24 protein-coding genes and 2 tRNA genes are annotated in these 26,830 nt (G+C 71.0%); 14 read left to right on the plus strand and 12 right to left on the minus strand.

Annotated features, from left to right (window positions below; translation table 11 throughout):
- Positions 1-122: 122 nt before the first annotated feature.
- From J3A75_RS02675 to J3A75_RS02695, 5 genes are all read right to left on the minus strand, one after another.
- Positions 123-2,432, minus strand: coding sequence for a TonB-dependent receptor family protein (locus J3A75_RS02675; protein ID WP_209649672.1), 2,310 nt, complete (start codon positions 2,430-2,432; stop codon positions 123-125).
- Between the two features lie 56 nt (positions 2,433-2,488).
- Positions 2,489-2,887, minus strand: a complete 399-nt coding sequence (locus tag J3A75_RS02680; RefSeq protein WP_159392697.1) for a DUF2946 family protein — start codon at positions 2,885-2,887, stop codon at positions 2,489-2,491.
- Between the two features lie 19 nt (positions 2,888-2,906).
- On the minus strand, positions 2,907-4,286 hold the full coding sequence (locus tag J3A75_RS02685) for a PepSY-associated TM helix domain-containing protein (protein ID WP_070998221.1): 1,380 nt from the start codon (positions 4,284-4,286) through the stop codon (positions 2,907-2,909).
- 39 nt (positions 4,287-4,325) lie between these two features.
- Positions 4,326-4,685, minus strand: a complete 360-nt coding sequence (locus J3A75_RS02690; protein ID WP_043072870.1) for a hypothetical protein — start codon at positions 4,683-4,685, stop codon at positions 4,326-4,328.
- 163 nt (positions 4,686-4,848) lie between these two features.
- A tRNA-Gln gene (locus J3A75_RS02695) sits at positions 4,849-4,922 on the minus strand.
- A 178-nt stretch (positions 4,923-5,100) separates the two neighbouring features.
- Between J3A75_RS02695 and J3A75_RS02700 the strand changes: the two genes are divergently transcribed.
- Both J3A75_RS02700 and J3A75_RS02705 read left to right on the plus strand, forming a co-directional pair.
- Positions 5,101-5,187, plus strand: a tRNA-Ser gene (locus J3A75_RS02700).
- A gap of 493 nt (positions 5,188-5,680) precedes the next feature.
- Positions 5,681-7,552, plus strand: a complete 1,872-nt coding sequence (locus J3A75_RS02705) for a Hint domain-containing protein (RefSeq protein ID WP_070998223.1) — start codon at positions 5,681-5,683, stop codon at positions 7,550-7,552.
- 70 nt (positions 7,553-7,622) lie between these two features.
- Here J3A75_RS02705 and J3A75_RS02710 read toward each other — a convergent pair whose 3' ends face one another.
- The 3 genes from J3A75_RS02710 to J3A75_RS02720 form a co-directional block, all read right to left on the minus strand.
- The gene (locus J3A75_RS02710) at positions 7,623-9,296 is read right to left on the minus strand and encodes a putative bifunctional diguanylate cyclase/phosphodiesterase (protein ID WP_070998225.1); all 1,674 of its coding nucleotides are present in this window, start codon (positions 9,294-9,296) and stop codon (positions 7,623-7,625) included.
- Positions 9,293-11,131 carry an ATP-binding protein gene (locus J3A75_RS02715; RefSeq protein WP_029361117.1) on the minus strand — a complete coding sequence of 613 codons (1,839 nt, stop codon included), beginning with the start codon at positions 11,129-11,131 and terminating at the stop codon, positions 9,293-9,295. Before J3A75_RS02715 ends, J3A75_RS02710 begins: the two co-directional genes overlap by 4 nt.
- Positions 11,132-11,386: 255 nt before the next feature.
- Positions 11,387-11,587, minus strand: coding sequence for a hypothetical protein (locus J3A75_RS02720; protein ID WP_070998226.1), 201 nt, complete (start codon positions 11,585-11,587; stop codon positions 11,387-11,389).
- A 191-nt stretch (positions 11,588-11,778) separates the two neighbouring features.
- On the opposite strand from J3A75_RS02720, the gene J3A75_RS02725 reads away from it, so the two are divergent.
- From J3A75_RS02725 to J3A75_RS02735, 3 genes are all read left to right on the plus strand, one after another.
- Positions 11,779-12,021, plus strand: coding sequence for a hypothetical protein (locus J3A75_RS02725; protein ID WP_029361116.1), 243 nt, complete (start codon positions 11,779-11,781; stop codon positions 12,019-12,021).
- Between the two features lie 35 nt (positions 12,022-12,056).
- Entirely contained in the window at positions 12,057-12,272 is a 216-nt protein-coding gene (locus J3A75_RS02730) for a hypothetical protein (RefSeq protein ID WP_012322637.1), read from the plus strand.
- Between the two features lie 87 nt (positions 12,273-12,359).
- Positions 12,360-13,640: an O-acetylhomoserine aminocarboxypropyltransferase gene (locus J3A75_RS02735; RefSeq protein ID WP_012322638.1), complete on the plus strand. Its 1,281-nt coding sequence runs from the start codon at positions 12,360-12,362 to the stop codon at positions 13,638-13,640.
- A gap of 203 nt (positions 13,641-13,843) precedes the next feature.
- On the opposite strand, the gene J3A75_RS02740 is transcribed toward J3A75_RS02735, so the two are convergent.
- The gene (locus J3A75_RS02740; RefSeq protein ID WP_024827931.1) at positions 13,844-15,631 is read right to left on the minus strand and encodes an acyl-CoA dehydrogenase C-terminal domain-containing protein; all 1,788 of its coding nucleotides are present in this window, start codon (positions 15,629-15,631) and stop codon (positions 13,844-13,846) included.
- Positions 15,632-15,931: 300 nt separating this feature from the next.
- On the opposite strand from J3A75_RS02740, the gene J3A75_RS02745 reads away from it, so the two are divergent.
- Positions 15,932-19,177 carry an SEL1-like repeat protein gene (locus tag J3A75_RS02745; RefSeq protein WP_209649674.1) on the plus strand — a complete coding sequence of 1,082 codons (3,246 nt, stop codon included), beginning with the start codon at positions 15,932-15,934 and terminating at the stop codon, positions 19,175-19,177.
- 139 nt (positions 19,178-19,316) lie between these two features.
- Positions 19,317-19,754: a DUF3429 domain-containing protein gene (locus J3A75_RS02750; protein WP_012322641.1), complete on the plus strand. Its 438-nt coding sequence runs from the start codon at positions 19,317-19,319 to the stop codon at positions 19,752-19,754.
- Positions 19,755-19,791: 37 nt separating this feature from the next.
- On the opposite strand, the gene J3A75_RS02755 is transcribed toward J3A75_RS02750, so the two are convergent.
- Positions 19,792-20,022 carry a hypothetical protein gene (locus tag J3A75_RS02755; RefSeq protein WP_012322642.1) on the minus strand — a complete coding sequence of 77 codons (231 nt, stop codon included), beginning with the start codon at positions 20,020-20,022 and terminating at the stop codon, positions 19,792-19,794.
- A gap of 186 nt (positions 20,023-20,208) precedes the next feature.
- Between J3A75_RS02755 and J3A75_RS02760 the strand changes: the two genes are divergently transcribed.
- The 3 genes from J3A75_RS02760 (at position 20,209) to J3A75_RS02770 (ending at position 21,881) form a co-directional block, all read left to right on the plus strand.
- Positions 20,209-20,901 (plus strand): LuxR family transcriptional regulator, encoded by a 693-nt coding sequence (locus tag J3A75_RS02760; protein ID WP_245295872.1) that lies wholly within the window; start codon positions 20,209-20,211, stop codon positions 20,899-20,901.
- A gap of 174 nt (positions 20,902-21,075) precedes the next feature.
- On the plus strand, positions 21,076-21,699 hold the full coding sequence (locus J3A75_RS02765) for an acyl-homoserine-lactone synthase (protein ID WP_012322644.1): 624 nt from the start codon (positions 21,076-21,078) through the stop codon (positions 21,697-21,699).
- A gap of 2 nt (positions 21,700-21,701) precedes the next feature.
- Positions 21,702-21,881 (plus strand): hypothetical protein, encoded by a 180-nt coding sequence (locus J3A75_RS02770; protein ID WP_012322645.1) that lies wholly within the window; start codon positions 21,702-21,704, stop codon positions 21,879-21,881.
- 78 nt (positions 21,882-21,959) lie between these two features.
- Here J3A75_RS02770 and J3A75_RS02775 read toward each other — a convergent pair whose 3' ends face one another.
- Positions 21,960-23,174, minus strand: coding sequence for an NADP-dependent isocitrate dehydrogenase (locus J3A75_RS02775; RefSeq protein ID WP_012322646.1), 1,215 nt, complete (start codon positions 23,172-23,174; stop codon positions 21,960-21,962).
- A 206-nt stretch (positions 23,175-23,380) separates the two neighbouring features.
- Here J3A75_RS02775 and J3A75_RS02780 point away from each other — a divergent pair, with 206 nt between their 5' ends.
- Positions 23,381-24,166 carry an RNA methyltransferase gene (locus J3A75_RS02780; protein ID WP_043072874.1) on the plus strand — a complete coding sequence of 262 codons (786 nt, stop codon included), beginning with the start codon at positions 23,381-23,383 and terminating at the stop codon, positions 24,164-24,166.
- Here J3A75_RS02780 and J3A75_RS02785 read toward each other — a convergent pair whose 3' ends face one another.
- The gene (locus J3A75_RS02785; protein WP_053620404.1) at positions 24,167-24,352 is read right to left on the minus strand and encodes a hypothetical protein; all 186 of its coding nucleotides are present in this window, start codon (positions 24,350-24,352) and stop codon (positions 24,167-24,169) included.
- A gap of 127 nt (positions 24,353-24,479) precedes the next feature.
- Between J3A75_RS02785 and ccmA the strand changes: the two genes are divergently transcribed.
- The 3 genes from ccmA to rpsT all read left to right on the plus strand — a co-directional run bounded on the left by ccmA (position 24,480) and on the right by rpsT (position 26,361).
- Positions 24,480-25,118 carry a heme ABC exporter ATP-binding protein CcmA gene (gene ccmA, locus J3A75_RS02790; RefSeq protein ID WP_012322649.1) on the plus strand — a complete coding sequence of 213 codons (639 nt, stop codon included), beginning with the start codon at positions 24,480-24,482 and terminating at the stop codon, positions 25,116-25,118.
- Positions 25,115-25,783, plus strand: a complete 669-nt coding sequence (gene ccmB / locus J3A75_RS02795; protein ID WP_012322650.1) for a heme exporter protein CcmB — start codon at positions 25,115-25,117, stop codon at positions 25,781-25,783. Before ccmA ends, ccmB begins: the two co-directional genes overlap by 4 nt.
- A gap of 311 nt (positions 25,784-26,094) precedes the next feature.
- Positions 26,095-26,361: a 30S ribosomal protein S20 gene (gene rpsT, locus J3A75_RS02800; RefSeq protein WP_012317029.1), complete on the plus strand. Its 267-nt coding sequence runs from the start codon at positions 26,095-26,097 to the stop codon at positions 26,359-26,361.
- Positions 26,362-26,830 lie beyond the last annotated feature (469 nt).

Raw genomic sequence — 26,830 nt, forward strand, 5'->3', positions numbered from 1 at the left:
CATCCCTGCCGACGGCCCCGCCGCGCGGACCGGACCGCGCGCCTCGGCCGGCCCCTGCGATCGATCGCCGGAGCATAGTGCAAGCTCCACTTTGACACCACGCGCGAGATCCCGCGCGGTTATCAAAATGCCAGCCGCATGCCGCCGACGATGTTCCGCGGAGCACCCGCGAAGACCGAGCCCGTGGTGGTCGCCAGCACGGCGGCGCCGTTCTGGAGGCCGGTGGTGCCGCTGATCCCGTTGGCGAGGTTCTGCGCGGAGGCGACGTAGGTCGTGTCGAACAGGTTGCGAACCTCGACGTACAGGCTGAGCCGCTTCGCGTAGCCGCCGGTCAGCTCCGTGGCGTAGTGCAGGTTGGCGTTGACGACCGCGAAGCCCGGGGCCTTCAGCAGGTTGGCGTTGTCGAGGTAGAAGTCGCCCTGGACGACCGTCTCCACGAAGGCGCCGAGACCCGCGAGCGGTCCGCTCGGCACGTCGTAGCCGAGGCGGGCCAGGAGCTGGTGGGCCGGAACCCCGGGGATCCGGTTCCCCGCCCGGTCGAACGACCGGGTCAGGCTGCCGGCGCTGAGCTGCTCGGTGTAGCGGGTGTAGATCTGGTCGTCGAACGTGTAGGCCAGCGTCCCGCGCCAGCCGGGCGCGAAGGCCCAGTCGGCGCCGACCTCGACGCCGCGATGCTCCGAGGCGGGCGCGTTGAACGTGTAGGCGAGGAGGCCGGCCCCCGGCGATTGCGAGACCAGCTCGTTGCGGAAGAACTCGTAGAACCCGGTCACGCTCAGGCGGAGATCGGTCATCGGGCTCCACTCGGCGCCGAGATCGAAGCCGAGATTCTCCTGAGTCTGGAGCTGCGTGTTGTTTCCGGGCAGCCCGGCCGGGGTGATGAACAGGTTGCTGGCGGCCGGCGTGGTGTAGCCGGTGGCGACCCGGCCGCGCAGCGCCCAGGCCGCGTCCGGCCGGTAGACCAGGGCCAGCTCGGGGGCGACGTTGAGGAAGGACCGGTTCGCGTCCGCCACCGTCCGCGTCGTGCCGCTCGCCGCGTACGCGTAGGCGATGTTGCGCCCGGTGATCGAGGTGGTCTCGGCGCTCAGGCCGAGGATGCCGGTCCACTGATCCGACAACGCCAGCTCGAGCCGCGCCCGGCCGCCGAGATTCGACTGCACCGCCGCCTGATCGCCGATCAGCGCCCCCAGGCGCGGGCCGTCGTAGGGGGCCCGGTTAAAGGTGGTGATGTGGTTGTCGATGGTGTTGTAGGCCAGCGCGACGTAGCCGGTTGCCGGCAGGCCGAACAGGTCGCCCCGCCGGGTCAGGTCGGTCAAGAAGTTCCAGGACGGGTAAGAGCCCCGCGACGAGGTCGTGTAGAACGGCTGATCGAAGTTGCGCTCGTCGAACCCGAGCTGCGTGCGCCAGGTGGTGAACGCGTCGATGTCGTGCTCCCAGCGGGCGGCCACGATGGTTCGGCGGTCGTTGCGCCCGAAGCCGCCCTCGTCGGCCGTCACCGGCACGGTCGCGCCGAATGCCCCGTTCCGGAACAGGTTGAAGGTGGTGCAGCCCGGGGCCGCGCTCGCTGCGGCGGCGCAGCCGCGCTGGTACGGGTTGATCCGGTACTGGGCCAGGGATGCGCGGGCGGGCAGGTTGGCGTCGAGGGTGTTGTTGATCACCTTCAGGGTGAAGCGGTTGTCCGGCGTCGGAGTGTAGCTCGCGAGCAGATTGATGGTCTGCGTGTCGTAGCTGGCGTGGTCCTGGTAGCCGTTGGCGCGGACGTCGCTGGCGAACAGGCTGATCTCGAACGGGCCGCTGACGCCGCCGACGGTGAAGTAGTTGCTGAGGTAGCCGAAGCTGCCGGCATCCACCCCGATCTCGTAGCCGTCGATCTCGCGACCGGTGCGCGTCCGGAACGCGATGGCGCCCCCGGTGGCGTAGTTGCCGAAGAGCGGCGATTGCGGCCCGCGGAACACGTCGATCCGGCCGTAGGCGCGGGGGGCCGTGAGATCGAAGCGCGACGCGCCGTCCGGCTGGGTGAGGATGAAGCCGTCCTCCAGGACGACGGTGTTCTTGATCACCCCGGTGGAGCGGGCGTTGTTGCCGCGGATCGAGATGACGACGTCGCGGCCGCCGTTCCCCTGCCGCACCGTGACGCCAGGGCTGTTCACCAGGACCGATCCGATGCTGGTTGCCGGGCGGTTCGCGATCGTGTCGTCCCGGCCGATACCGGTCACGATCTCGCCGACAGGGTGCTCGATGACCGCGGGCGCCGAGCCCGGCGGCGCCGCCACGCCGAAGGGCGGCGCGGCACTCCGGCCCGCGGCGGGCGCGGCCTCGCCCTCCACGGAGAGTTCCTCGAGGGTCACGGCGGTCTGGCCGAGGGCGGGGAGGGGGCTTCCGGCGAGCAGGAGCGCGAGGGCAGCGCCGCACAGGACGGTCTGGTCGGAGGTCATCGGAGGTCTCGTCTGATCGAAGGGGCGAGCGGCGGCGCCACCCGGAGGAAGGGCGATCAGGCGGAGCGGGGCGGCCCGCGGGGCTGGCCGACGATGATGGGGACCGACGCGGCCCGGGCAGGGGGCGGGATCGGCCACGCCACCGCTGTCCAGCGCAGGCGGCGCGCGAGGCCGGGCGAGGCCGGGAGGAGCGGCGGGACGGCGCCGGCGCGACACAGCCCGCAGAGGGCGCAGGACCCCGTTGCCGGCGCGTGCAGGCCGATGGCGACGTCCCCGACCTGATCCGACGCGTGCCCGCACAGGATCTGGCCGGGCAGCACGCCCCGATCCGCCTGCGCCATCCGGAGCGCGACGGCCGGTGCGAGCGCCTGGATCCAGAGCGCGAGCACGATCAGCACCGCGCCCGGAAGACCCGGACGCCCGCGTCTCAGGCGCGGAGGCTTGTGCACGGGCACGGCGCCCGCTCGTACCGGATCAGTGCGCCCACCGCCTTCGGAGCCGGCCCGCGGCGAGGTCGAAGCCGATCAGGGCGGCGATGGCGAGCCCGGTCAGCGGGAAGAGCGCCCCGAGCCCGAGGATGATCACGGTCACCGTCGCGGCCACCCGCCGGTCGCGCGGCCAGGGCGGCACGCCGAGGCCGCCGGCCGGGCGCCGCTTCCACCACATCGTTCCGGCGGTGACGGCGAGCAGGATGGTGGCGAGGCAGAAGCCCAGCATCGCGAACTGGTTCGCGCGGCCCCAGTGCTCGCCCTTGTGGATGCCGATCCCGTACTGGATCGCCCGGCCGACGGGTCCGAGATCGCCGAAGCGGACGTCCACCACCGGGCGGCCGGAATACTGGTCGAGGGTCAGGACCCGCTGCCGCGTGACGTCGCGCGGGTAGATTGCGGCGGCGTAGACGCCGTCCGCGCCGACGGGCAGCGCCAGCTCGAAGCCGCGGGGCATCCCCAGACCTCGGAGGATCGCCACGGCGTCGTCGATGCCGACGCTCGCGGCCGCGGCGGCCGGCGCCGAGCGCGGCACGGGCGCGTCCTGCAGAGTCCAGCCGGCATCTTCCAGCCGGTCGCGTAGAGGCACCGTCGAGACCGGCCGGTTCGCCCAGAGCGCGGCCGGCTGGCCGAGGCCGGCGGCGTTGGACCACGCGCGCAGCTCCTGTCCCCACCAGATCGACCAGGGCAGGCCGGTCAGCGCCAGGAAGAGCAGCCCGCCGCCGGCGACGAACCCGGTGACGGCGTGAAGGTCGCGCCACCACACGCGCCGGCGCGGGCCGGCGCGCAGGGTCACGACGCCGCCCATCCGGCCGCGGGGCCACCACAGGTACGCGCCCGTCACCACCAGGATGATCGCGAAGCCCGCGACGATCTCGATGACGGCGTTCGCCAGGGGGCCGACCAGCGCGAGGCTGTGCAGCCCGCGGACCACCGCCATGAGCTCGCGGTCCCGGTCGACCCGGTCGAGCACGTCGCCGGTATACGGATTCAGGTAGACGTGGATCCGGCGCTCGCCCGAAGCGAGGGTGACGCGCGCCGCGGCGTCCGGCGAGGGCGGGTCGGTGTAGGTGACGGGCGCGGCGTCCGGCACGGCCTGCAGCGCGTTGAAGATCAGCCGGTCCGGACCCATCGGCGCCGTCTCGCTCGGCGCGACCCGGGTCCGGTACGCGAACAGGCTGCCGTTGATCTCCTCCTTGAACAGGTAGAGCGCGCCGGTGGCCGAGAGGCTGATCAGGAACGGAAGGCACAGCAGGCCCGCGTAGAAGTGCCACCGCCAGACGGCCCGATAGACGGCGTCGCGGGACAGTCGCCGCGTGGCGGCCGCACCGTATGCGGGGGCGTCGCCGTGGAGAACAATCGACATGATGGGAGGTCCGGGCCTGAACGATCGGGAGCGGGATCGTCAGGCTTCCGGTGGACCTCGCGCGGTGCCGGTCGAGGCCGGCGGCCCGGTCGTCGGGATCTCGGATTCGGGGCGCCACGCGCAGCGCGTCGCGGGCGCGGCGGGCCAGGCGGCAGCGGTCGGGTCGATGGTCGGAAGCGCCAGCGCTCCGGCCTGCACGACCGTGCAGCAGGGATGGACGTGCACCACCGTGCCGGCGGGGTCGCCCGAGGCGTGCCCGGCGCAGATCACCGCGTCCGGATCGTTCCAGGCTCGGGCCGGGGTGGCGAAGCCCAGGAACGCTTGGAGCAGCAGCGCGTAGAGCGCGACCAAGCCGATGATCGCGCGCCCTCGAACCGTGAGAGGCAGGCACCGGCGCATCCGGCGATCTAGGCGGCCGCGCGGCGGCGCGTCAACGGGCGATGACTGCCGGACCGTGCCCGACCCCGCTCGATTTCTGCGGATCGCTGCAGGATGAGAGAGACGTGCTGGGCCGCAAGCAAGAAAAAACCCGCCGGATCTGAGATCGGGCGGGCCGGCGCGGTGGCTGGGGGACCTGGATTCGAACCAGGACTAGAGGAGTCAGAGTCCACCGTTCTACCGTTAAACTATCCCCCAATCAGCCGTGAACCCTGCTCATCCGGTGTCGGAGATGGCGGGGCAGAGCCCGCAGCGCATCGAGCGGCTCCGGGCGTGGGCGGTGAGATAGGCGGAATGCTTCGGGAGGTCAACCGGTTGTTCTGCTGTTGACGCAGCCTCCGCCGCGGCCGTAACCGTGAGGTCGCGGATGCCGCCAGGAAGGGTGGCCGAGTGGTTTAAGGCAGCGGTCTTGAAAACCGCCGTGGGGGCAACTCCACCGTGGGTTCGAATCCCACCCCTTCCGCCGCCTCCGGGCGGGATCGATGCGGTTGCCGGAACATCGCGGGCGGTCCCGCGTCGCTCACGCCGCCGGGGTTCGCGCCGTCCGGCCGGAGCTGCGCCTCCCCCAAGTCGCAGGCGATCACCGGTACTTGGCGTGCGCGCTAGGATCAGCCCTCCGGCCGCCGCGGATCGGCGCCTGCCGGATCCGGCCGGTTTCGGACGTCCAGCGCGGCGGCTCAAGTGTTCGTCGGTGAGATCGCGTGCGGCCGTGCGGCGCCGCGACTGATTTGCGCCTCGCGGCCGATGCGGTTAGTCAGCCTTAACCGTGTCATCTGTCCGTGTTCGATCGCGCCCCGTGGTGGGCGGGAGGTCAGGCAGCGGTCTGGAGCCGCCGGTACTCACTTCAGTACCGCGAGAAACAACGCATTATTAACCACACCCGGATTGCTTGAAAGCAATCTTGATTTGACAGCGCGCCACGTCCGGCGAACCAGAACGGTGATGAGACGGCGTCGATGGTTGATCTGACTGGCTACCGCCTGACTTTCGACGACGAGTTCAACGCGCGCAGCATCTCGCAGAACGGCGTCGGGACCACGTACCGGGACATCCGCGCCGAGTGGCGGTACGACGCCAATTCCGACATCGGCTTCGGCCGGTCCTCGTTCCTCGACTCCGCGTCCGGTTACGATCCCTTCAGCGTCCAGAACGGTGTCCTGACGATCACGGCGGCGCCGCCCGGGACGAGCGCGTCCGGATATCCCGGGAGCTGGCAGTCCGGCCTCATCAGCACGCAGGGCAATTTCTCGCAGACCTACGGCTACTTCGAGATCCGCGCGGATTTCTCCAACAATCCCGACGCCTGGGACGCCTTCTGGCTGCTGCCGAATCAGCAGAGCCCGCAGTCGAGCAGCACCAATGGCCACCAGGAACTCGATGTCGTCGAGCATTACGGAAACAACGACCGCGGCGTCTACAGCACGATTCACACGACCGATCCGCAGGCGGCCGGAACGACGTGGCAGCAGACCCGCCAGGTCTACAGCGAGATGCCCAACCCGAGCGGGTATCATACCTACGGCATGAACTGGCAGGCGGATCGCATCAGCTTCTACGTGGACGGTCAGCTCGTCGGTTCGCAGGCGACGCCGTCCGACCTGCACAGCCCCATGTATCTGTTGGCCAACTTGGCCGTGCAGAGCACGGCGGCGACCGGCACCCGGTTCAGCTCGAGCATCGACTACATCCGCGTCTACTCGAACAACCCCAATGCCGTCGCGGTACCGCAGGACCGCGTGTCTTCGCCGGACGGCCGGGATCCGGGCCTGTACGGAGCGACGGCCGGTGTTCGGTCCAGCGCCGGCGCGGCCGGAACGCAGGCGGGCGCGACCGGCTCCACGGGGCCCGCATCGGGCGCGACCGGGTCGAGCGGATCGACCCCATCGCCCGCGGGAACGGCTCAATCGAGCGGATCGCCGAACAGCGCCCCGTGCTACTGCACCGGCACGACCATCCGGACCGACCGCGGCGACGTGGCTGTCGAGCGGCTCGTGGTCGGGGACAGCGTCGTCACGGCCGCGGGCCTGCGCCGCCCGATTCGATGGATCGGACGGCGCACCTATCCCGGATCCTCGGCCCCGCCGAGCGAGCGGCCGGTGCGTATCCGGGCCAGCGCTCTGCACGAGGGGGTTCCGGCCCGCGACCTGCTCGTCTCGCCGGACCACGCCGTGTGGCTGGACGGGCTGTTCGTCGCCGCCGGCCACCTCGTCAACGGCACCAGCATCACCCGCGGGGAGGTCGTGACCGATCTCACCTACTGGCATGTCGAGCTCGAAAGCCACGACCTCCTCATCGCGGAGGGCACGCCGGCCGAGAGCTTCCTGCCCGCTCCCGGCATCCGTCGGCTCTTCGACGGCCCTGGCGCGGACGATCCGTCGATCGTCCCGCAGCCCTACGCGCAGCGCACCGAGCTCGGTCCCCAGCTCGCCGCGCTGCGCAGGCGCCTGATCCGGCGGGCCGGCGCGTCGTTCGCGCACGCGCCTCCGGGCGCCGTGCGGGCGTGGCTGGATCGCTGTGCCCTCCGCGCGGACGGTGCGCTGCGCGTGGCCGGCTGGGCCCACGACCCGGCACAGCCCGACGCTCCCGTGTGCCTGGACATCGTGGTCGACGGCGCGATCGTGGCGGTGACGGTGGCGGCGGAGTACCGCGCCGACATCGCTGCGGCGGGGGTGGGCGACGGTCGGCACGGTTTCGACCTCGGCGTCGAGGCACCCCTCGCCCCCGGGGTGCCGCACGTGGTCGAGGTGCGCCGCTCGGCCGACGAGGCGGTGATCTGCGCCATGGCCGCCGACGCGGCGGGCGTGTGGCGACCGCTGCTGGCCGCGTAGCACGCCGCCAGCGGCAAGCTGATCCGGCCGCCGGTCGGAGGCTGTCGGCAGTCGCGCCGCGGGGCGGAAGTCAGGCGCGCCGCATCAGGCCGGGTGCGCGCAGGTCCGAGGCGCGGCTGCGCGTGGCGGGGCCGCGCGTCCCGGACACGCGCGGCGGCTGGGCCTGCCGGATCTGGTCGAGCAGGAGCGGGCGGGCGAAGTAGTAGCCCTGGGCGCAGCGGATCTGCGTCGCGCCGAGCAGGTAGGCGACTTCCTCGAAGGTCTCGACGCCCTCGGCGACGACCGTCATGCCGAGGGCCGCGCCGAGCGACTCGATCGCCTTCAGGACGATCTGGCTGCGCGGTCGCTTATCGATGTCGGTGATGAACGAGCGATCGATCTTGAGCTCGTCCGCGGTGATGTCGGCCAGGGCCGCGAGGGACGAGTAGCCGACGCCGAAATCGTCGATCGAGACCCGCGCGCCGATCGCCCGGATCTTCGGCAGAACCTCGCTCTGGAAGCGGCCTGTCGTGAAGAAGGCCTCCTCTGTCAGTTCGAGGACGAAGCGCTCCGCGAGGCCGGTCTCGCCCAGCGAGGCGCAGAAGGCGGTCATGAACGGCACGTCGCAGGCCTGCTTGGCGGCGATGTTGAGGCTCACGGTGACGTCGGGTCCGAACACCTCGTCGATGTCGGGCATCGCCTGAACGGTCTCGGAGAGGAGCTGGAGGGTAATCTCGTTGATCAGCCCCAGCTCGATGGCCAGGGCGATGAAGTCGCCCGGGGCCTGGATCATGCCGAGCTCGTCGCGCCAGCGCAGCAGCACCTCGACGCCCGTGACCGCGTGGGAGCGCATGTCGACCTTCGGCTGGAAGGCGCAGCAGAAGCAGCGGTCGCGGATCGCCAGTCGGAGGCGCTGCTCCACGGCCATGCGGGCCGTGGCGGCCTGGCTCATCGCGTCGTCGAAGAGGCTGACGCCGCCCTTCAACTCGCCCTTCACCCGGTACATCGCGTTGTCGGCCTGCCGGGCGAGGGTCTCGTAGCTGTCGCCGTGCTCCGGGAAGAGGCTGAGTCCGATGGAGGCGGAGGCGAAGATCTCGTGCCCGTCGATGAAGAACGGCTGCTTCAGGCGCTCCGAGATGGCGCGCACGGCGGACAGCGCCTCGTCCCGATCGGTGATCGGGGCGAGCAGGAGCACGAACTCGTCGCCGCCGATCCGGGCCAGGAGGTCGCTCGGGCGCAGGGCGCCGCCGATCCGGTCGGACATCTTGCGCAGCAGGGCGTCGCCCGCGGCGTGGCTGTAGTAGTCGTTGATGTGCTTGAAGTTGTCGAGATCGATGAACGCCAGGGCGAACCGGTCCCCCGGCGCCGATCCTGCCAGGACATCCGCGATGCTCTGCTCGAACATCGTCCGGTTGGGCAGGCCGGTGAGGGCGTCGATGAAGGCCTTGGTGATCAGCTCACGCTGGATCCGGTGATGGTGCGTGACGTCGGTCAGGGTCGTGAGCGTGAAGGCGTCCCGGCCCCCGGCGACCGGCCGCGTCCGCACCTCGAACATCCGGTCGTCGACGGCCTCGACGGCCGCGGTATCCCGGGCGTCACACGGCGCGGCGGGCAGCGCCGCGACGGCCCTGTCCCCGAGGGCGCGCGCGGCGGCGTTGGCCAGGATGCAGTGACCCTGGCCATCACGGACCACGACGCCGACCGGAAGCGCCTGGATGGCAGCCTCGAGCAGGGTCTGACGCTCCGGAAAATCGGGCTCGCTCATGCCCCGCCCTGCTGCCACAGGGACTTGGCGGGCTGGGCGCCGGCCTGGCCGCCGGTCGGGGCCTGATCGCCGGTCTCGGGGGGGCGACGGAGCAGCCGGCGGTGCATCTGCTCGAGGGCGGCGCCCTGGGCGCCGTCCGGGCCCGTCTCGCGACCGAGGCGCGCCGCCGCGCCGGGATCCGCATCGTGTCCGGCGAGCTTGTTCATGGTGGCGCCCCGCCAGCGCTCGACCACGGCGCCGACGAAGGCCGCGCCGGCGACGGTGGCGCCGTCCTCGGCGGCGCGGCCGCTCGCGTCGTTGCGCGGGTGACGCGCCGACGGCAGCGGCCGGAAGGTCATGCGGGCCGGAATCGGGACCCCCTCGCCGAAGGCGATGACCTCGCCGGTGCCCAGAGACGGGACGAAGGTGAGCAGGTTGGTGGCGTCCGACACCGCGGCGGCCAGGAACGCCTGGTCGCGCGCGTTGGTCATCCGCATGGCGAACAGGGTGCTGCACTGCGACATGATCGTCGCGTCGAGCTCGGCCGGGCGCTGGGTGACGAGGCCGAGATGGACGCCGTGTTTGCGGCCCTCGCGGGCGATCCGTGCCAGGGCGCGACGCGTCGGCGTGAAGCCGACCGAGCGGTCGGCCGAGGCGAAGCGGTGGGCCTCCTCGCAGACGAACAGCAGCGGGACGGCGCCCTCACTCCAGATGCCGAACTCGAAGGCGAGGCGGCACAGGACGCACACGACGGCGTCCACGACCTCCATCGGCAAGCCGGCGAGCTGCATGATCGTCATCGGCCGCCCGTCGGGATCGAGCCGGAACAGGTGCGCCAGGATCTCGCCCATCATGTCGCCGCCGACATTGGCGTTGTCGAACATGAAGCCGTGCCGGGGATCGTTCCGGATCGCCTCGATCCGGCTGATCAGCCGGTGATAGTGCATCCGGGAGACGCGGTTCTCGAGCCGCCCCATCCGCTCGTCGATGAGCGCGAGCAGGTCCTGCAGCATGTACGGGACGGGCGTGTCGACCGTGTAGCCGGCGCCCTTGCCGAACGACCGCTTGACGATCTGGCGGTCGCTCGCCTCCTTGTACTGCCCGTACTTGCTCTTCGCGAGGGGGATCACCTCGGCCAGGATCTCGATCTCCTCGTCCACGGCCGGACGTCCGCCGTAGATGACGTCGGCGATTTCCTCCAGGTTGAACAGCCAGAACGGCAGCTTGAGGGTCCGCGGGCTGATGACGCTCGCGCGGTCGCCGAAGCTGGCAGCGTACTCGTTGTGCACGTCCAGCAGGAAGACGCGCACGGCTGGCCGCGCCCGCATCACCTCGTCCAGGATGACCGTCACGCCGCTGGACTTGCCGACGCCGGTGGCGCCGAGCACCGCGAAGTGCTTGGAGAGCAGGTCGTCGATCTTGATGCAGGCCGGGGTGTCGGGGTCCTGATAGAGCGCGCCGACGGCTGCCGTGTTGGTCGCAGAAACCTGGTGGACGATCCGGAGGTCGGCGGCGGACAGGAGTTCGACGGTGTCGCCGATCGCGGGGTAGCAGGTCACGCCGCGGCTGAAGCGGCGCGCGTCGCGTCCCGCGACGATCTCGCCGAGCAGGTCGAGGCTCGCGTAGGCACCCGGCCGATGGCCGCGCTCGCTGCCCGAGGAGAGCGTGGTGACGATGCCGACGAGGACAGCGTCGCCGGCCCGGATCCGGACCAGGTTGCCGACGGTGACGCGCACCCGCGGCCGCCCGTTCAGAACGGTGAGTTCCAGATGGACCTTCGATCCCTCGATGGACGTCACGGCGCCCATATGCGACGCGGCATCGTCGTGCCGGACCGTTCCGTCGCCGCTCAACATCGTTCGCACCCTGGTCCGAAACAGAAACGGTGCGATACTGGGTGGCCGTGATTAAAGTTCTGACAAAGGAACGCGCGCGACGAAACAATGCTTAACCGATGCCTTACGGGTCTTGAGCATCGACGAGGTTGTATTCTGCGTCCGGATCGGAGGACGGCGCGCGGCAAGCCGGCCGCCGCGCCGGGCGGGGCACCCCTTGGGAGCCGCGCCGAGAGATACGCGGCAAGGGCTGTGTGTCGCGAGCCGGATTTGCGCCTAGGCCGGCTGGCCGTCGGCGAAATGCTCGCGCATCCAGCATTCACCGGATATCCGGGCCCCGTTCTGCGTTACGAACGCGTAGGGCGAGTATTCGACCACGGCGCCGCCGCGGCTCCGGATGACCCAACGGAAACAGCGGGGATCGTCCACGCACGGAACGATCTCGACGGTGTGAGAGCGCGTGATTTCGGTCGTCATGCGCGATAAACGCCCGAGGGCGCGACTCCGCTCCACACCTCGCGTGTGGACGGTTACCGAGCGGTGTGGCCGCGCACGCGGATCGGGCCTGTTTGTCGGGCTCTGTGGCCGGGACCTTTCCCGCCGCGGCCCGGTTCGGGCCGAGCCTTCCGGCCGGGCGTGGCCCCGGCGCCGAGCGACAAGGATGCTGCATGCCGATCAAGGCCCTCAACGACCGCAAGAAGCTGTCGAACGACTTCAACGAGGCCAACGACGCCTTCATCGACGAGGTGCTGAGCGCGCTCCAGGCTGGCCGGATCCCCGTCGATCTCGCCCGCGCCTATCTCGCGCATCCCGTCGCGATGATGCACACGGACGGAGCGCAGGCCGTCGCCAACTACTTCGAGCGCATGTTGGCCCAGCGGCCGAACATCGACTGGACGCCGGGCGCCTGAGCACGGCACGGGACCCCTGACGAGATGGAGCGCGGATGACCGCCGACGAGATCGAGGATCTGAACCGGGCGCGCGCCGCTCTGACCCGCCAGCGGAACGCCATCGCGCGGCGCCTGGGCGGCCTCGACCTGGCGCCGATCTCCATGGCGGAGGACCTGACCCGGACCCTGCTCGCCATCGAGGCCGTGGACCGCGCCCTGGTCGATGCGGGTCAGCCGCATATCGATATCGGCCATCGGCCGGACGCCTAGGGATTGCGGCACGCGCGGCCGCGGGCGAGTCTTGCGCCGCAAACCCGGGCGGGCGTACAGGCTCGGGTGCTCTGAGGAGACCCGACGATGTCCGACCGCCTGCCCGGCTTTAACACGCTGGCGATCCACGCGGGTGCCGCCCCCGACGCGGCCACCGGCGCACGGGCCACGCCGATCTACCAGACCACCAGCTTCGTGTTCGACGACGTCGACCACGCCGCGTCGCTGTTCGGTCTTCAGGCCTTCGGCAACATCTACACGCGGATCACCAACCCGACGAACGCCGTGCTGGAGGAGCGCATCGCGGCGTTGGAGGGCGGGACCGCCGCCCTGGCGGTCGCCTCCGGCCACGCGGCCGAGTTTCTGACCATGCACGCCCTGATGCAGCCGGGCGACGAGTTCGTGGCCTCGAACAAGCTGTACGGCGGCTCGATCAACCAGTTCAACCACTCGTACAAGAACTTCGGCTGGTCGGTGGCCTGGGCCGACAACGACGACCCCGCCTCCTTCGAGGCGGCGATCACGCCGCGCACCAAGGCGATCTTCTGCGAATCGATCGCCAATCCCGGCGGCGTCATCACCGACCTCGCGGCGCTCTCGCAGATCGCCAAGAGGCACAACATCCCGCTCGTCGTCGACAACACCATGGCGACGCCGTACCTGATCCGACCCTTCGAGCACGGCGCCGACATCGTGGTGCACTCGGCCACCAAGTTCCTCGGCGGCCACGGCAACTCGATCGGCGGCCTGATCGTCGACGGCGGCACGTTCCAGTGGGCCGGTGACGCGCGCTACCCGATGATGAGCCAGCCGCGGCCGGAATATTCCGGCATGGTGCTGGCCGAGACCTTCGGCAATTTCGGCTTCGCCATCGCCTGCCGTGTGCTGGGCCTGCGCGATCTCGGGCCGGCGCTGTCGCCGTTCAACGCCTTCCTGATCCTGAACGGCATCGAGACGCTGCCGCTGCGCATGCAGCGGCACTCCGACAACGCGCTGACGGTAGCCAAGCACCTGTCGACGCATCCGGCGGTGTCGTGGGTGAGCTATCCCGGCCTGGAGACCGACCGCTACCATCAGCTCGCGCGGCGCTACACGCCGAACGGCGCCGGCGCCGTCTTCACCTTCGGGCTGAAGGGCGGCTACGACGCGGGCGTCAAGCTCGTGTCGAGTCTCCAGCTGTTCTCGCACCTCGCCAATATCGGCGACACCCGCTCGCTGATCATCCACCCGGCCTCGACGACCCACCGCCAGCTCACCGACGCGCAGAAGACCGCCGCGGGCGCGGGACCCGACGTGGTGCGGCTGTCGATCGGCCTGGAGGATCCGGCCGACCTGATCGACGATCTCGACGCCGCTCTCGGGGGCTGACGAGCCGACGCCGGACGGCCCGGCCGCGCCGAGACCGGCGATCGCCGCGAGGCGACCGCGGCGGCGCGTCCGGGCTCGACGTCGCCCGCCGCCCGGGTTTCGCGGCGTGCGCGATGTTCGCTGCGCGGGCGACGACGGTGCCGGCGGAACGAAGCTGACGCCGCCTCGCCGGCCGTCGCGTGTGGCGCGACGGCCGGCGAGGCTCAGAAGGCCTCCGCCTCCAGCGCCATGGTGCTGTCCGCACCGGCCTTGATCCGGCCGAGACGCAGGGCGGTCTCAGGAAGCATCCGCTCCATGAAGAACCGGCCGCTCGTCAGCTTCGACTCCCAGCGCGGGGAGGGTGCCTCCGCGTGCTTGGCCTGGGCTGCCTTGGCGATCCGCGCCCACATGTAGCCCAGGGCCACGAGGCCGAAGAGGTGCATGAAGTCGGTGGCGCCGGCCCCGGCATTGTCGGGCTTGCTGAACGCGTTCTGCATCAGCCACATCACGGCGCCCTGGAGGTCGTTCAGCCCGGCCTGGAGCGGCTTGGTGAACGGCGCCATGGCGGGATCCTCGCCGTGGTCCTTCAGGAAGGTCTGAACCTCGCCCAGGAAGGTCATCATCGCCCGGCCGCCGTCCTTCGGCAGCTTGCGGCCGATCAGGTCCATGGCCTGGATGCCGTTGGCGCCCTCGTAGATCATGGCGATGCGGGCGTCGCGCACGAACTGCGACATGCCCCATTCCTCGATGTAGCCGTGGCCGCCGAGGAGCTGCTGGGCCTCGACCGCGTTGGCGAAGCCGCGATCGGTGAACACGCCCTTCACCACCGGGGTCATCAGGCCGAGGTGGTCGTCGGCGGCCTGCCGCTCCTTGGCGTCCTCGGAGCGGTGCAGGATGTCGGCCTGGAGCGCGGTCCAGAGCATGAGGGCCCGGGCCGCCTCGTTGAAGGCGCGGATCTGCATCAGCGTGCGGCGCACGTCGGGGTGGACGATGATCGGGTCGGCGGCCTTCTCGGGCGCCTTGGCGCCGGTCAGAGCCCGGCCCTGCAGCCGGTCCTTCGCGTAGGCGGCCGCGTTCTGGTAGGCGACTTCGGACTGGCCGAGGCCCTGGACGCCGACGGCGAGCCGCGCCTCGTTCATCATCACGAACATGGCGTTGAGGCCGCGATTCTCCTGGCCCACGAGCCAGCCCGTCGCCCCGTCATAGTTCATCACGCAGGTGGCGTTGCCGTGGATGCCCATCTTGTGCTCGAGGGAACCGCAGGACACGCCGTTGCGCGCCCCGAGGGACCCGTCGGCGTTCACGAGGAATTTCGGCACCACGAAGAGCGAGATGCCCTTGGTGCCGGCGGGCGCCCCCTCGATCCGGGCGATGACGAGGTGCACGATGTTCTCGGCGAGATCGTGCTCGCCGGCCGAGATGAAGATCTTGGTGCCGGTGATGCTGTAGGAGCCGTCGCCGTTCGGCACGGCCTTGGTCTTGAGCAGGCCGAGATCCGTGCCGCAATGCGGCTCGGTCAGGTTCATGGTGCCGGTCCACGCGCCCTCGACCATCTTGGGCAGGTACAGCGCCTTCTGCTCCTCCGAGCCGTGGACCAGCAGGGCCGCCATCGCGCCCTGCGTCAGGCCGGGATACATGCCGAAGGCGAGGTTCGCGCCCGAGGCGAATTCCTGGATCGCCGTGTTGAGGGTGTGGGGCAGCCCCTGGCCGCCATAGGCCTCGGGCACCGACAGGCCCATCCAGCCGCCGCTGGCGTATGTGTCGTAGGCGGCCTTGAATCCGCTCGGCGTGCGCACCGTGCCGTCGGCCTCGCGGCGACAGCCCTCGACGTCGCCCGTGCGGTTGAGCGGGGCGAGCACCTCCTCGGCGAGCTTCGCGCCCTCGCGCAGGACGGCCTCGACCACGTCGGGCGAGGCGTCGGCGAAGCCCGCCAAGTTGTCCCGGGCGTGGAAGCCGAGGACGTCGGTGAGCAAGAACAGCGTATCCTCGACCGGAGCGCGATACTGCGGCATCTCTGGCTTCCCCCGTCTGGTGCGGGCCTGTCGGAACGGCCCGCCGCGTTGGCCGCATGTAAACGCCACGCTGCCCGCGGAGCAACGGCTCCGCCCGCCCATCGCGCGACACGCGCGGCCGTTCCTCGCAGCGGGTTGGTCGCAGCCATTACCGGGCCCAGCAAACCTTAACTTCGTGTTTACCAAGAAAGTTAATGGTCACGCTCGAACGATCCGACGCGTGCGTCCGTGGATACCGAATTCCGGTCCCGCTCTGCGCCGAGGAAACGGACGCCGAACGCTGCCGACGACAGGCCACCGATGACCCGCAACGCGATGCCGCAGCTCGACAGTTTCGATCCCGAGGTGCTCGACGCGGCCCGCGACGTGGCGGCGCGGGCGGGCGTGCCGCTCGAGACCTGGATCGCGTCGGTGGTGCCGCAGCAGCAATCGGCCGGCCAGGGCAATCGCCGGCACCGGCGGCGTCACCGCGCCGAGCAGCTCGCCCTCGGCGGGAGCCGGCCCGAGGCGTCGGTCGAGCGATCCCCGCCGCCGGCCTCGCCCGATCACCGGCCTCACGGCACGGCGCAGGGCGCCGACGGCTACGGCGACGGCATCGCCGCTCTGATGGACCGCCTCGACGGCCTCGACCGCGCCCTCGACTACGAGCGGCGCGCCGCCCAGGAGGCCGAGGCGCGGCGCCTCGCGGAGATCGAGTCGCGCATCGAGCGCGCCCTGAAGGCGGCGCCCGTCCAGCAGGTGACCGAGCGGCTCGGCGACATCGAGCGCCGCATGTCCCAGCTCGGCGAGCAGGTCGCCGCGACCCGCCAGCCCGGCCGTCGCCCGCGCCCCGCCGCCGCCGACATCCGCAGCGCCGTCCAGGACATCCGCCAGCGGCAGCGCGAACTGGCGCAGAGCGCCGAGGCGGCGCCGGCCGCCGCTCCGGCCGATGGTGGCGTTGTCGCCAGCATGCGTCTGGACCTCGCCCGCCGGCTGGAGGCGCGGATCGAGGAGGGCGTCGCCCCGTCGACCGCGCTGCTCGAGCTCCAGGAGGAGACCACGCGCCTGCGGGAGGCGATCAACCAGTTGGCGACGAGCCGGGATATCGGCGCCCTCGAGCAGGCCGTCGTCACTCTCGCGAGCGGCATCGAGCGCGCCCAGGCGGGGACCGATCTCACCGCCATCGCGGTGCCGATCGAGCAGGTCCGGGCTCAGGTCGAGCGCCTCGCCGAGGAGGTGGCCGAGAACGTTCACAGCCGCGTCGCGGAGGATGTCCGGCGCCTCGCCGAGCGCCTCGACACCGCGGCCGCGACCGGCGCCGCCGGCCCGGATGACCACACGCTCGCGGGCCTGTTCGCCGAACTCGAGGAGATCCGCCGCCAGATCGGCGCGCTCGCCGGTCCGGAGCGAATCCAGGGCCTCGCGCAGAGCCTGCAGGCGGTGAGCGCGCAGATCGCCCAGCTGCAGCGGACGGCCGCCGCTCCGGATCTGCGTCCGCTCCTGGAGGAGATCCGCAGCGACGTGAAGATCGCCGCGCCTGTGGCATTGGCGGAGCAGATCCAGGCGCTCGCCGAGAAGGTCGACGTGCTCTGCGCGCGGGACGACTGGTCCGAGCGCGCCGGCGAGGCGAGTGTCGCCCGCTCGGGCGACATGGCCTCCATCCACGCCATGCTGCGCAGCCTCGCCGAGAAGGTCGATCAGGTCGGCACCCGCTCCGAGCAGGAGGGCCTCGACGCCCTGGAGCGGCAGGTGGTCTCCCTGGCCGGTCGCCTCGACGCGCCGCACAGCGCCGATCCGGCGCTGGCCGGGCTGGAGCGCACCATGGGCGACCTGCTGCGGCAGGTGACGGCGCTCCGGGAAACGGCACCGAGCGAGGCTGTGGTGGAGCGGGCCGCCCGCAACGCGGTCGCTCAGACCCTCCAGACGTCCGGCCTCGGCACGGCCGAGTCCGGGGAGATCGGCCTCCTGCGCGCCAGCCTCGCGGACATGCAGGCCCGGCAGGTTGCCTCCGATCAGCGCCTCGGCGCCACCCTGGAGGGTGTGCAGTCGGCCCTGGAGCGACTCCTGGTCCGGCTCGGCCCCGCCGAGGCCGTCCCGGCGCGGGCTCCGTCCCTCGACGAGCGACTGATGTCGTCGACGAGCCCCGAGGTGGCGCTCGCGCCCGTCGAGGCGCGCCCCAAGCCGCGGCGCGACGGTGCCGAGGCATCCCGCCTCGCCGACGACCTGCTGGAGCCCGGAAGCGGCCGGCCGCCGCGCGAGCCGCGCTCGGCCCGCGAGCCGTCCGCCCGCCGGCCCGCGCAGGAGCGTCTCGGCGACGTCGCCGCCGCGCGGTCCGCGGCCGATGCCAAGTCCGAGACCGACATCAAGACCAGCTTCATCGCCGCGGCGCGCCGCGCGGCTCAGGCCGCGCAGGCGGAGCTGGCCGCCGAGGCACCGGCCGAGCGCCGGGAAGCCAGGGGCGACCGGGTGGCGGCCCTCCAGGGTGCCGCGACCGGACGCCTCGGCCGCCTGCGCGCCGAGATCGACCGCCGGCGCCGACCGCTGCTGCTCGGCCTCGCCGCCATCGTGCTGGCCCTGGGGGCGCTCCAGGCGATCACCATGCGCGGCGCGGACGAGCCGCGGCCCGCGGCTCCGACGAGCCAGGTGGCGCCGTCCCGCGGGGATGCGGCGACTGTCCAGAGAGACGCTCCGGACGTGTCCAAGGATGCGGTCAAGGAGAGCGCGGAAGCGAAGCCGGCCCCGGCCGATCCCACGACGACCCAGGCCTTGCCCAGCCCCGTTCCCGCGGAAGCCCGGCCCAACGCCAAGTCGGCGGTGCCGCAAGTCTCCGGGATGAACACCCTGCAGGCCGAACTCGGCAACCTTCCGCCGGCGCTGGCCAAGGTGAAGCTCGCCGCCCTCGACGGCGACGGCGCGGCGATCTGGGACCTCGCCACCCGCGAGGCCGACGGCCGTGGCATGCCGCGCGACCTGTCGATCGCCGCCAAGCTCTACGAGAAGTTGGCCTCGGCCGGTTACGCGCCCGCCCAGTACAAGCTCGCGGGACATTACGAGAAGGGCTCGGGCGTCGTTCGCGACCTCGACAAGGCGAAGCTCTGGTACGGCCGCGCGGCCGAGCAGGGCCACGCCCGCTCCATGCACAATCTGGCGGTGCTCTACGCCGAGAACCCGGCCGCCAACGGTAAGCCGGACTTCGCCTCCGCGGCCTCGTGGTTCCGCCAGGGCGCCGAGTTCGGTGTCCGCGACAGCCAGTACAATCTCGGCGTCCTCTACGCGCGCGGCCTCGGCCTGACGCAGGACCTGATCCAGTCCTACGCGTGGTTCTCCGCCGCCGCGAGCCAGGGTGACGACGATGCCGGCAAGAAGCGCGACGACGTGGCCAACAAGCTGAGCCCTGCCGATCTCGCCAGCGCCAAGAGCCTCGCGGCGAACTTCAAGCCGCGAAAGATCGACGCGGCGGTCAACGAGCCGCCCGCGCCGAAGCTGCCGGCCAGCGCGCCGATGTCCCTGCTCGGCGCGCCGATGCCCGGCGCCGTTCCGTTCACGGCCCCGCCGCGTCGGAGCTGAGGCCGGTCTCGGCGCGGGGCTCGGCCGCGGCTCCGACCTTGACCGCCACGCCGCGATGCGGGAACGCTGCGGCAGGGCGGCGTCGGACCGGGGGTCGGATCGCACGGGTCGCCAACCCTTGCCGATGCCCGGAGGATGGATGGCGCACCGGAACTCTGTCCCGCTCGGCGCCATCGTCCTCGGTGTCGCCGGGCTCATCCCGTTCCTGGGCTTCGCGGCCCTGGCGGTGTCGGGCACCGACGGCGGCCTGAGCAGCATCGGCCTGTCGCCCCGCACCATCCTGTCGGCCTACGGCGCGGTGATCGCCTCGTTCCTGGGCGGGATCCGTTGGGGCGCAGCCGCGGCGCGCAACGCCGGCAACGGCGATTATCTCGTGGCCATCGTGCCGTCCCTGGTGGCCTGGGCCGCGATGGCCGCGCCCGCGCCGTGGGACCTGCGCATCCTCGGCGGACTCGTGCTCGCCTGGGGCCTCATCGATCAGGATCTGCCCCGCCGCGGGCTCGCGCCCCTCTGGCTCGGTCGCCTGCGCCTGGTTCTCTCGGGCGTCGCCGGGGCCGCGCTCCTCGTGGCGGCCTGACGGGTCGCGCGAACCGGCAGCCGCGCGGCGAGCGCCGTCAGGTCTCGCGGCTCATCTCGCGCAGGAGGTTCAGGACGGCGTTGCGGCGCGCCGGCGACTTGATCGAACGGAACAGCGCGGCGACTTCCGCGCAGTCCCGCGCGTCCTGATCCGCCGCGGTCTCGTCCGGCCGGTCCGGCTGCAGAAAGTAGGTCGGACAGACGTTCAGCGTGGCTGCGATCCGTTCCAGTAGCCAGCGTGTCGTCGGCGGGGTCGCATCGTCTGTCATACCGTTGAAACTCGCACTCCGCCCGCTGGACCGATTTGAACGGCAGAGCTTTCCGCGGACAGCCTAGCCTTTCAGGGGCGACGATGCCATCCTCAGGTTGCGTTCGACTCATCATTTGTCGCAGTGCGTGCATCAATTTCGAGTTAGGGCATGCCGCATTCTAAGCACCTGGACAGGACCTTCAGCGTGTTGCGCGACCTGGAACGTGCGGCCACGCCCGACGAGATCGCGCGGCTCCTGGTCGAGGCGTTCAGCCGCTACGGAGTCTCGTACATCATGGCCGGGATCGTCCCGGACCCCGGCCTGCCGAAGCGGCGGCACGCCGGGTTCGTGCTCGCCAGCACCATGCCGGAGGGCTGGGCCCGCCGGTACGTGACGCAGGGCTACGCGCTTCACGATCCCACGGTCCGGCGGCTGTGCACCACGGCGACGCCCTTCGACTGGAGCGCCGTGCTGCCGGATACCCCGACGGCCGGGCGCGTCATGAACGAGGCCGGTGAATTCGGCATCCGCGCGGGCATCACGGTTCCGTTCGTGACCCTCGACGGCGAGCCGGGCGGGATCAGCGTCTCGGGGGAGCGGATCGAGATCGATCCGGCCGAGCGCGTCGCGGTCAACCTCGTGGCGACCTACGCGGTCGGTCAACTGCTGCTGATGAACAGCCGGCCGGCCGCCCCGGCGCCGGCGCGCCTCTCGCCGCGGGAGCGCGAAGCCCTGCAGTGGGCGGCGGAGGGCAAGACCGACGTCGAGATCGGCATGGTCATGGGCATCACGGCCGCCGGCGTCGACTACCATCTGCGCTCGGCCCGCGCGAAGCTCGACACCGTCAACCGCGCCCACACCGTGGCGCAGGCGCTGCGGTCCGGTCTGATAACCTAGAGACCACGCCACCCGATCCGCGCCCGTCTCGGCTAACACGGGCGGACGTGTTCCGGATGGCAGCAAGTCCTTGGTGCCACAGCAGGGCGGGCTCACAGACCCTACGGTTTCTCGTAGTACACAGCCCTCGGTGAAACGACGAAAACTCGCGTCAGACCAACGTGAGGTTTTCCCGTGATCCATATCGTCACACCCGCCAACGCGGATCGCTATGCCGACGCGATGGAGCAGGCTTGGCGCCTGCGCCACGCCATCTTCGTCGGCGAGAAGGGTTGGAGCGAGCTGGCCCGTCCGGACGGCCGCGAGATCGACCAGTTCGACACGCCGCACGCGGTCCACTTCCTCGCTATGGAGGACGACACTGTCGTCGGCTACAGCCGACTCCTGCCGACCACGCGCCCGCATCTCCTGTCGGACGTGCTCCCACAGCTCTGCGAGGGCGAGCGGCCGGTCGGACCGCAGATCTGGGAATGGACCCGCCAGGGCGTCGCCCGCTCGCACCGGGCGAAGGGCCGCGTCGTCAATCCGGTCTCGATCGCCCTGCTCACCGGGATCGTCGAGTGGGGCCTCGCCCACGGGGTCCACAGCCTGCTGCTGCAGATGCCAACCCTCTACATGATCCACGTCATCCAGCTGCATTTCCGCCCGCAGCCGCTCGGCCTGCCGGTCCAGATCGCCGGCGAGGAGATCATGGCGGCGACCGCCCGGTTCGACGCCCGCACCCTGGCCAAGCTCCGCGCGGTCCGCGGCGACAGCCGCTCGGTCCTCGTCTCCGAACCCGCTTACCTGGTGGCCTGACCATGATCTTCGACAGCAAGGATACCGCGCTGGACGCGCTCGCCGCGCAGTGCCTGCGGGTTCGCGAACTCATCGACACGGTCGGCGATCCGCTGATGCGGGCCGCCATCGATCTCCTGCTCCTCGAGGTCGCCCGGGCCCTGGCCCAGAATGGACCGCAGGACCGCGCGAGCGGCGCCTGAGGCGCCGGCGGCAGGCGGATACGGGAACGGCGGGCGTCCCGTAGGACGCCCGCCGCTCTCCACGTTGTGGCTAATGCCTCAGACGCCCATCGCGGTTTTCAGGTTCTGATCGACCTTGTCGAGGAAGCCGGTGGTCGAGAGCCACTTCTGGTCCGGCCCGACGAGGAGGGCGAGATCCTTGGTCATGTAGCCGGCCTCGACCGTGTCGACGCAGACCTTCTCCAGGGTGGCGGAGAACTTCGCCAGATCGTCGTTGCCGTCGAGCTTGGCGCGGTGCGACAGGCCCCGGGTCCAGGCGAAGATCGACGCGATCGAGTTGGTCGACGTCTCGCGGCCCTTCTGGTGCTCGCGGTAGTGGCGGGTGACGGTGCCGTGGGCGGCCTCGGCCTCCACGGTCCGGCCGTCCGGCGTCATCAGCACCGAGGTCATCAGGCCGAGCGAGCCGAAGCCCTGCGCGGCCGTGTCCGACTGCACGTCGCCGTCGTAGTTCTTGCAGGCCCAGACGTAGCCGCCCGACCACTTCAGGCACGAGGCCACCATGTCGTCGATCAGACGGTGCTCGTAGGTGATACCGAGCGCCTTGAACTTGGCCTCGAACTCGTCCTCGTAGACCTTCTGGAACAGGTCCTTGAAGCGGCCGTCATAGGCCTTGAGGATGGTGTTCTTGGTCGACAGGTAGACCGGGTACTTGCGCGCGAGGCCGTAGTTCATCGAGGCGCGGGCGAAGTCGATGATCGACTGGTCGAGGTTGTACATCGACATGGCGACGCCGGCCTCGGGGAACTTGAACACCTCCTTCTCGATGACCGTGCCGTCATCGCCCTCGAACTTGATGGTCAGGCGTCCCTTGCCGGGCACCTTGAAGTCCGTGGCGCGGTACTGGTCGCCGTAGGCGTGGCGGCCGATCACGAAGGGCTGGGTCCAGCCGGGCACGAGGCGGGGCACGTTCTTGCAGATGATCGGCTCCCGGAAGATCACGCCGCCCAGGATGTTGCGGATCGTGCCGTTGGGCGAGCGCCACATCTCCTTGAGACCGAATTCCTGCACCCGCTGCTCGTCGGGGGTGATGGTGGCGCACTTCACGCCGACGCCGTGGCGCTTGATCGCCTCGGCGGCGTCCACCGTCACCTTGTCGTTGGTGGCGTCCCGGTGCTCGACGCCGAGGTCGTAGTACTCGAGGTCGACGTCGAGATAGGGGTGGATGAGCTTGTTCTTGATCTCGGCCCAGATGATCCGGGTCATCTCGTCGCCGTCGAGCTCGACGACGGGGTTCGCTACCTTGATCTTCGCCATGGACCGCTGCCTTCCCGCGTTGTCCCCGCGCACGGCATGCAAGGGCCGTGCGGTCGTTGTCCCGGGAGACCTGTGGGGCGCCCCGGGCCGGAATCGCCCCGCGACATAGCGCGGCCCTTCCGGCGACGGAAGGCGCGCGCTGTCATCCGGGCGGCATCGTCACTCGCCCCTCGACGGGCGCGGGCTCGCCGTGCCAGACGGCCGCCATGACGAGCCGAGACGCACAGGGCGACGCCCCCGAGGTTGCCCCCAGGAAGGTCACCGAACTGCCGCCCGGGATCGCCCCCGCGGTGATCCTGGTGGAGCCGCAGCTCGCCGAGAATATCGGCATGACCGCCCGGGCCATGGCGAATTTCGGCCTGTCGGAGCTGCGCCTCGTCAACCCGAAGAACGGCTGGCCCAAGAAGGGCGTCCGAGAGGCGGCCTCGGGCGCGACGCACGTCCTGGACGCGGCCGCGATCTACGGCAGCGTGGCCGAGGCCATCGCCGACTGCCAGTACGTCCTGGCGACCACGGCGCGCGAGCGCGGGCAGATGAAGCGTGTCTTCGCGCCCGAGGAGGCCATGGGCGAGCTCGTGGCCCGGGAGGGGCAGCGCACCGCGGTGATGTTCGGCCGCGAGCGGGTCGGGCTCACCAACGACGAGGTGTCGCTCGCCGACGCGATCGTCACCTTCCCGGTCTCCCCAGACTTTCCCTCGCTCAACCTCGCGCAGGCCGTCCTGCTGGTCGGCTACGCGTGGCGGCAGGCGAGCGGGCGGGCGCAGCTGCCCTTCACGGGCGAACTGCTCTCGCCGCCAGCGAACCGCGAGGCGCTGATCGCGCTCTTCGGCAGCCTGGAGTCGGCGCTCGACGGGGCTGGCTTCTACCCGCCGGAGAAAAAGGAGATCATCGCCCGCAACATGCGCGACATGCTCCACCGCATGAGCCTGACCGAGCAGGACGTGCGGACGTTCCGCGGGGCGCTGCGGGCCCTGACGCGGAAGGGCGGCTGATCAGCCGGAGGCCGGCTTCATCTCCGGCGGCTTGCCGCCGCCGAAGCAGCGGCCGACCGCCTCCCAGAACGCCGTCCGCTCCTCGGGCGTGCACTGCGCCATGCGCGCCTCGACCTTGGCGCGTCCGGCCACCGCGTCGGCTGTCGCGGCCACCTCGGTCTCGCTCGGGTTCCTCGCCTCGGCCATCGGCAATCCTCCGTTGCAGAACGAAAGCGCAGCTGAGCCGTGCAGTTCCGTTCCGCGCCGCGATCGGGCATGGAGTCGGCGATTCGCGGAGCGGCCGCGCGGTGGCGGAACGAGGGCGGGGTATCGGGTGCGGCTCAGCGTGGACAATCTGGCCTGCCGCCGCTCCGGCCGCCGCATCTTCGCCAACCTGTCCTTCGCCCTCGGACCCGGCGACGCCCTCGCGATCACCGGGCGGAACGGCGCGGGCAAGTCGAGCCTCCTCGCCATCCTCTCGGGCCGACTGCGGGCGGATGCCGGGCGGATCGACGTCGCCGATGTCGGCGAGGCGAGTCTGCCCGAGTGCCTCCACGCCGTCGGCCACCGCGACGGGCTGAAGAGCTCTCTCACGGCGGGCGAGAACCTCCTGTTCGCCCAGCGGCTCCTGGGCGCGCCGCGTCTGGACCCGCGCGCCGCGCTGGAGCGGCTCGGCCTCGGCCACGCGCACGACCTGCCGGTGGCCTATCTGTCGGCGGGTCAGCGGCGGCGCGTGGCCCTGGCGCGGCTGCTGGTCTGCGCCCGCCCGCTCTGGCTCCTGGACGAGCCCACCGCCGCCCTCGACACGGCCTCGCAGGCGGTGCTCGCCGAGCTGATGGAGGGCCATCGGGCCGGCGGCGGCCTCGTGATCGCCGCCACCCACCAGTCCCTCGGCCTCGCCGGCGCTGCGGAACTGCGCATCGAGACCGCCGCCGCGGCACCGGTCGCGGACCTTCTGGAGGAGTGGGCGTGATTCGCGCGGTCCTCGCCCTCATCGCCCGCGACCTGCGCCTCGCCGGCCGGGTCGGCGGGTCCGGCGCCCTGTCGCTGGTCTTCTTCCTGATGATCGTCGCGCTCGTGCCCTTCGCCCTCGGGCCCGATCTCAATCTGCTGTCGCGGATCGGCCCGGCGATCCTCTGGCTCGCCGCCGTGCTGGCGACGCTGATCGGCCTCGACCGCCTGTTCCAGGCCGACGAGGAGGATGGCTCCCTCGACCTGATGACCGCGGCACCGGTGCCCCTCGAACTGGTGGTGCTCGGCAAGGTCGCGGCGCACTGGCTGACAACCGGACTGCCGCTGGCGCTGGCCGCGCCGCTCTTCGGCCTGCTGGTGGCCCTCGACGGCACCGCCATGGGCGCGACGTCCCTGACGCTTCTGGCCGGCACGCCGGCCCTGAGCTTCATCGGCGCGGTGGGCGCGGCGCTCACCGCCTCGATTCGCCGGGGCGGCCTGATCCTCGCCGTGCTGGTCCTGCCGCTGATGATCCCGACGCTGATCTTCGGCGTCTCGGCCGCGCAGGCGGCGAGCGGCGGGACGGTGCCGTTCCTCGTGCCGCTGGCGGTGCTGGCGGCGCTGACGCTGATCGCCGCCGTGGTCGGGACGCTGGCGGCGGCGGCGGCTCTGCGCTGGCCGGAATAGCCGACGCTCTCTTGCATGAAGCGGCCAGCGCTCGTCATCGTCCCGGCGATGCTGCCTCGCGCGGCCGGACGTCTTCGCTGAAGCCTGCCGAATGCTTCCCGGCTCCCGGGCCGAGGCCGAAGCCCGCGCTCCGGATTTGCCTCCGAGCGCGTTGACGCGCGGCGCCCCCCTGACTATAGAAGCCGCTTCGCCGAGGGGCCGCGCTTTCGCGCGCGCTGCGTCTCGGCCATCGCCAGACAACCTGACGCGACGACCGATTTCCGGCCCAGCCGGCCCGTCGGCATCGCCCGACGAGAAACACGAGGACGTACATGGCCAACACCGCTTCGGCCAAGAAGATGACCCGCAAGATCGCCAAGCGTACGGCGATCAACCGCTCGCGCCGCTCGCGCATGCGGACCTTCGTCCGCAAGGTCGAGGAGGCCATCGCCAGCGGCAACCAGCAGGACGCGCTGGCCGCCCTCCGCGCCGCCGAGCCCGAGATGATGCGCGCCGCCCAGCACGGCATCGTTCACAAGAACAACGCTTCGCGGAAGGTCTCGCGCCTCGCCGCCCGCGTGAAGGCGCTCGCCGCCTAAACCGCCACGCACCACCGAGACGGTCTCGAGCCCGGCCTTCGCGCCGGGCTTTTTCGTGCGCGCTGTCCGGGCGAGCCGCGCGCCGCCGCCTCGTCCCGGCACGAAAGCGTTAACCCTGTCCAAGAATCAACGTGATTGCAGAGTCCAGAAACGGCGTGTAGCTTAACAGAAACTGACCCTGGACAAGCAAAACACGCCGATTTCGGGACTCCAGCGAATCGAACTGATTCGCCAAGACTCTAGCGGCCGTGTTCAGCCCGGGCGGGAACACTTGCGAATGGGAATCCGCGCCGTCCCCACAAGTCCCACTGTTAAAGGAACCGTAGGTAATTGTTGATAGGCTCTCCCAATCGGCAAAAGTTCCTCGCGGTGGGGTTGACTCCGTTGAGAGGACTCTGTCCCGCCCGTTCTTGCGGGACGCTGAGGGCGTAAATCGTGCGTACGCGCCGCCTGCGGGTCTCCGTGGGCA

Origin of the sequence: Methylobacterium sp. PvP105 (genome assembly GCF_017876975.1) — a bacterium.
GTDB classification, from domain to species: domain Bacteria; phylum Pseudomonadota; class Alphaproteobacteria; order Rhizobiales; family Beijerinckiaceae; genus Methylobacterium; species Methylobacterium radiotolerans.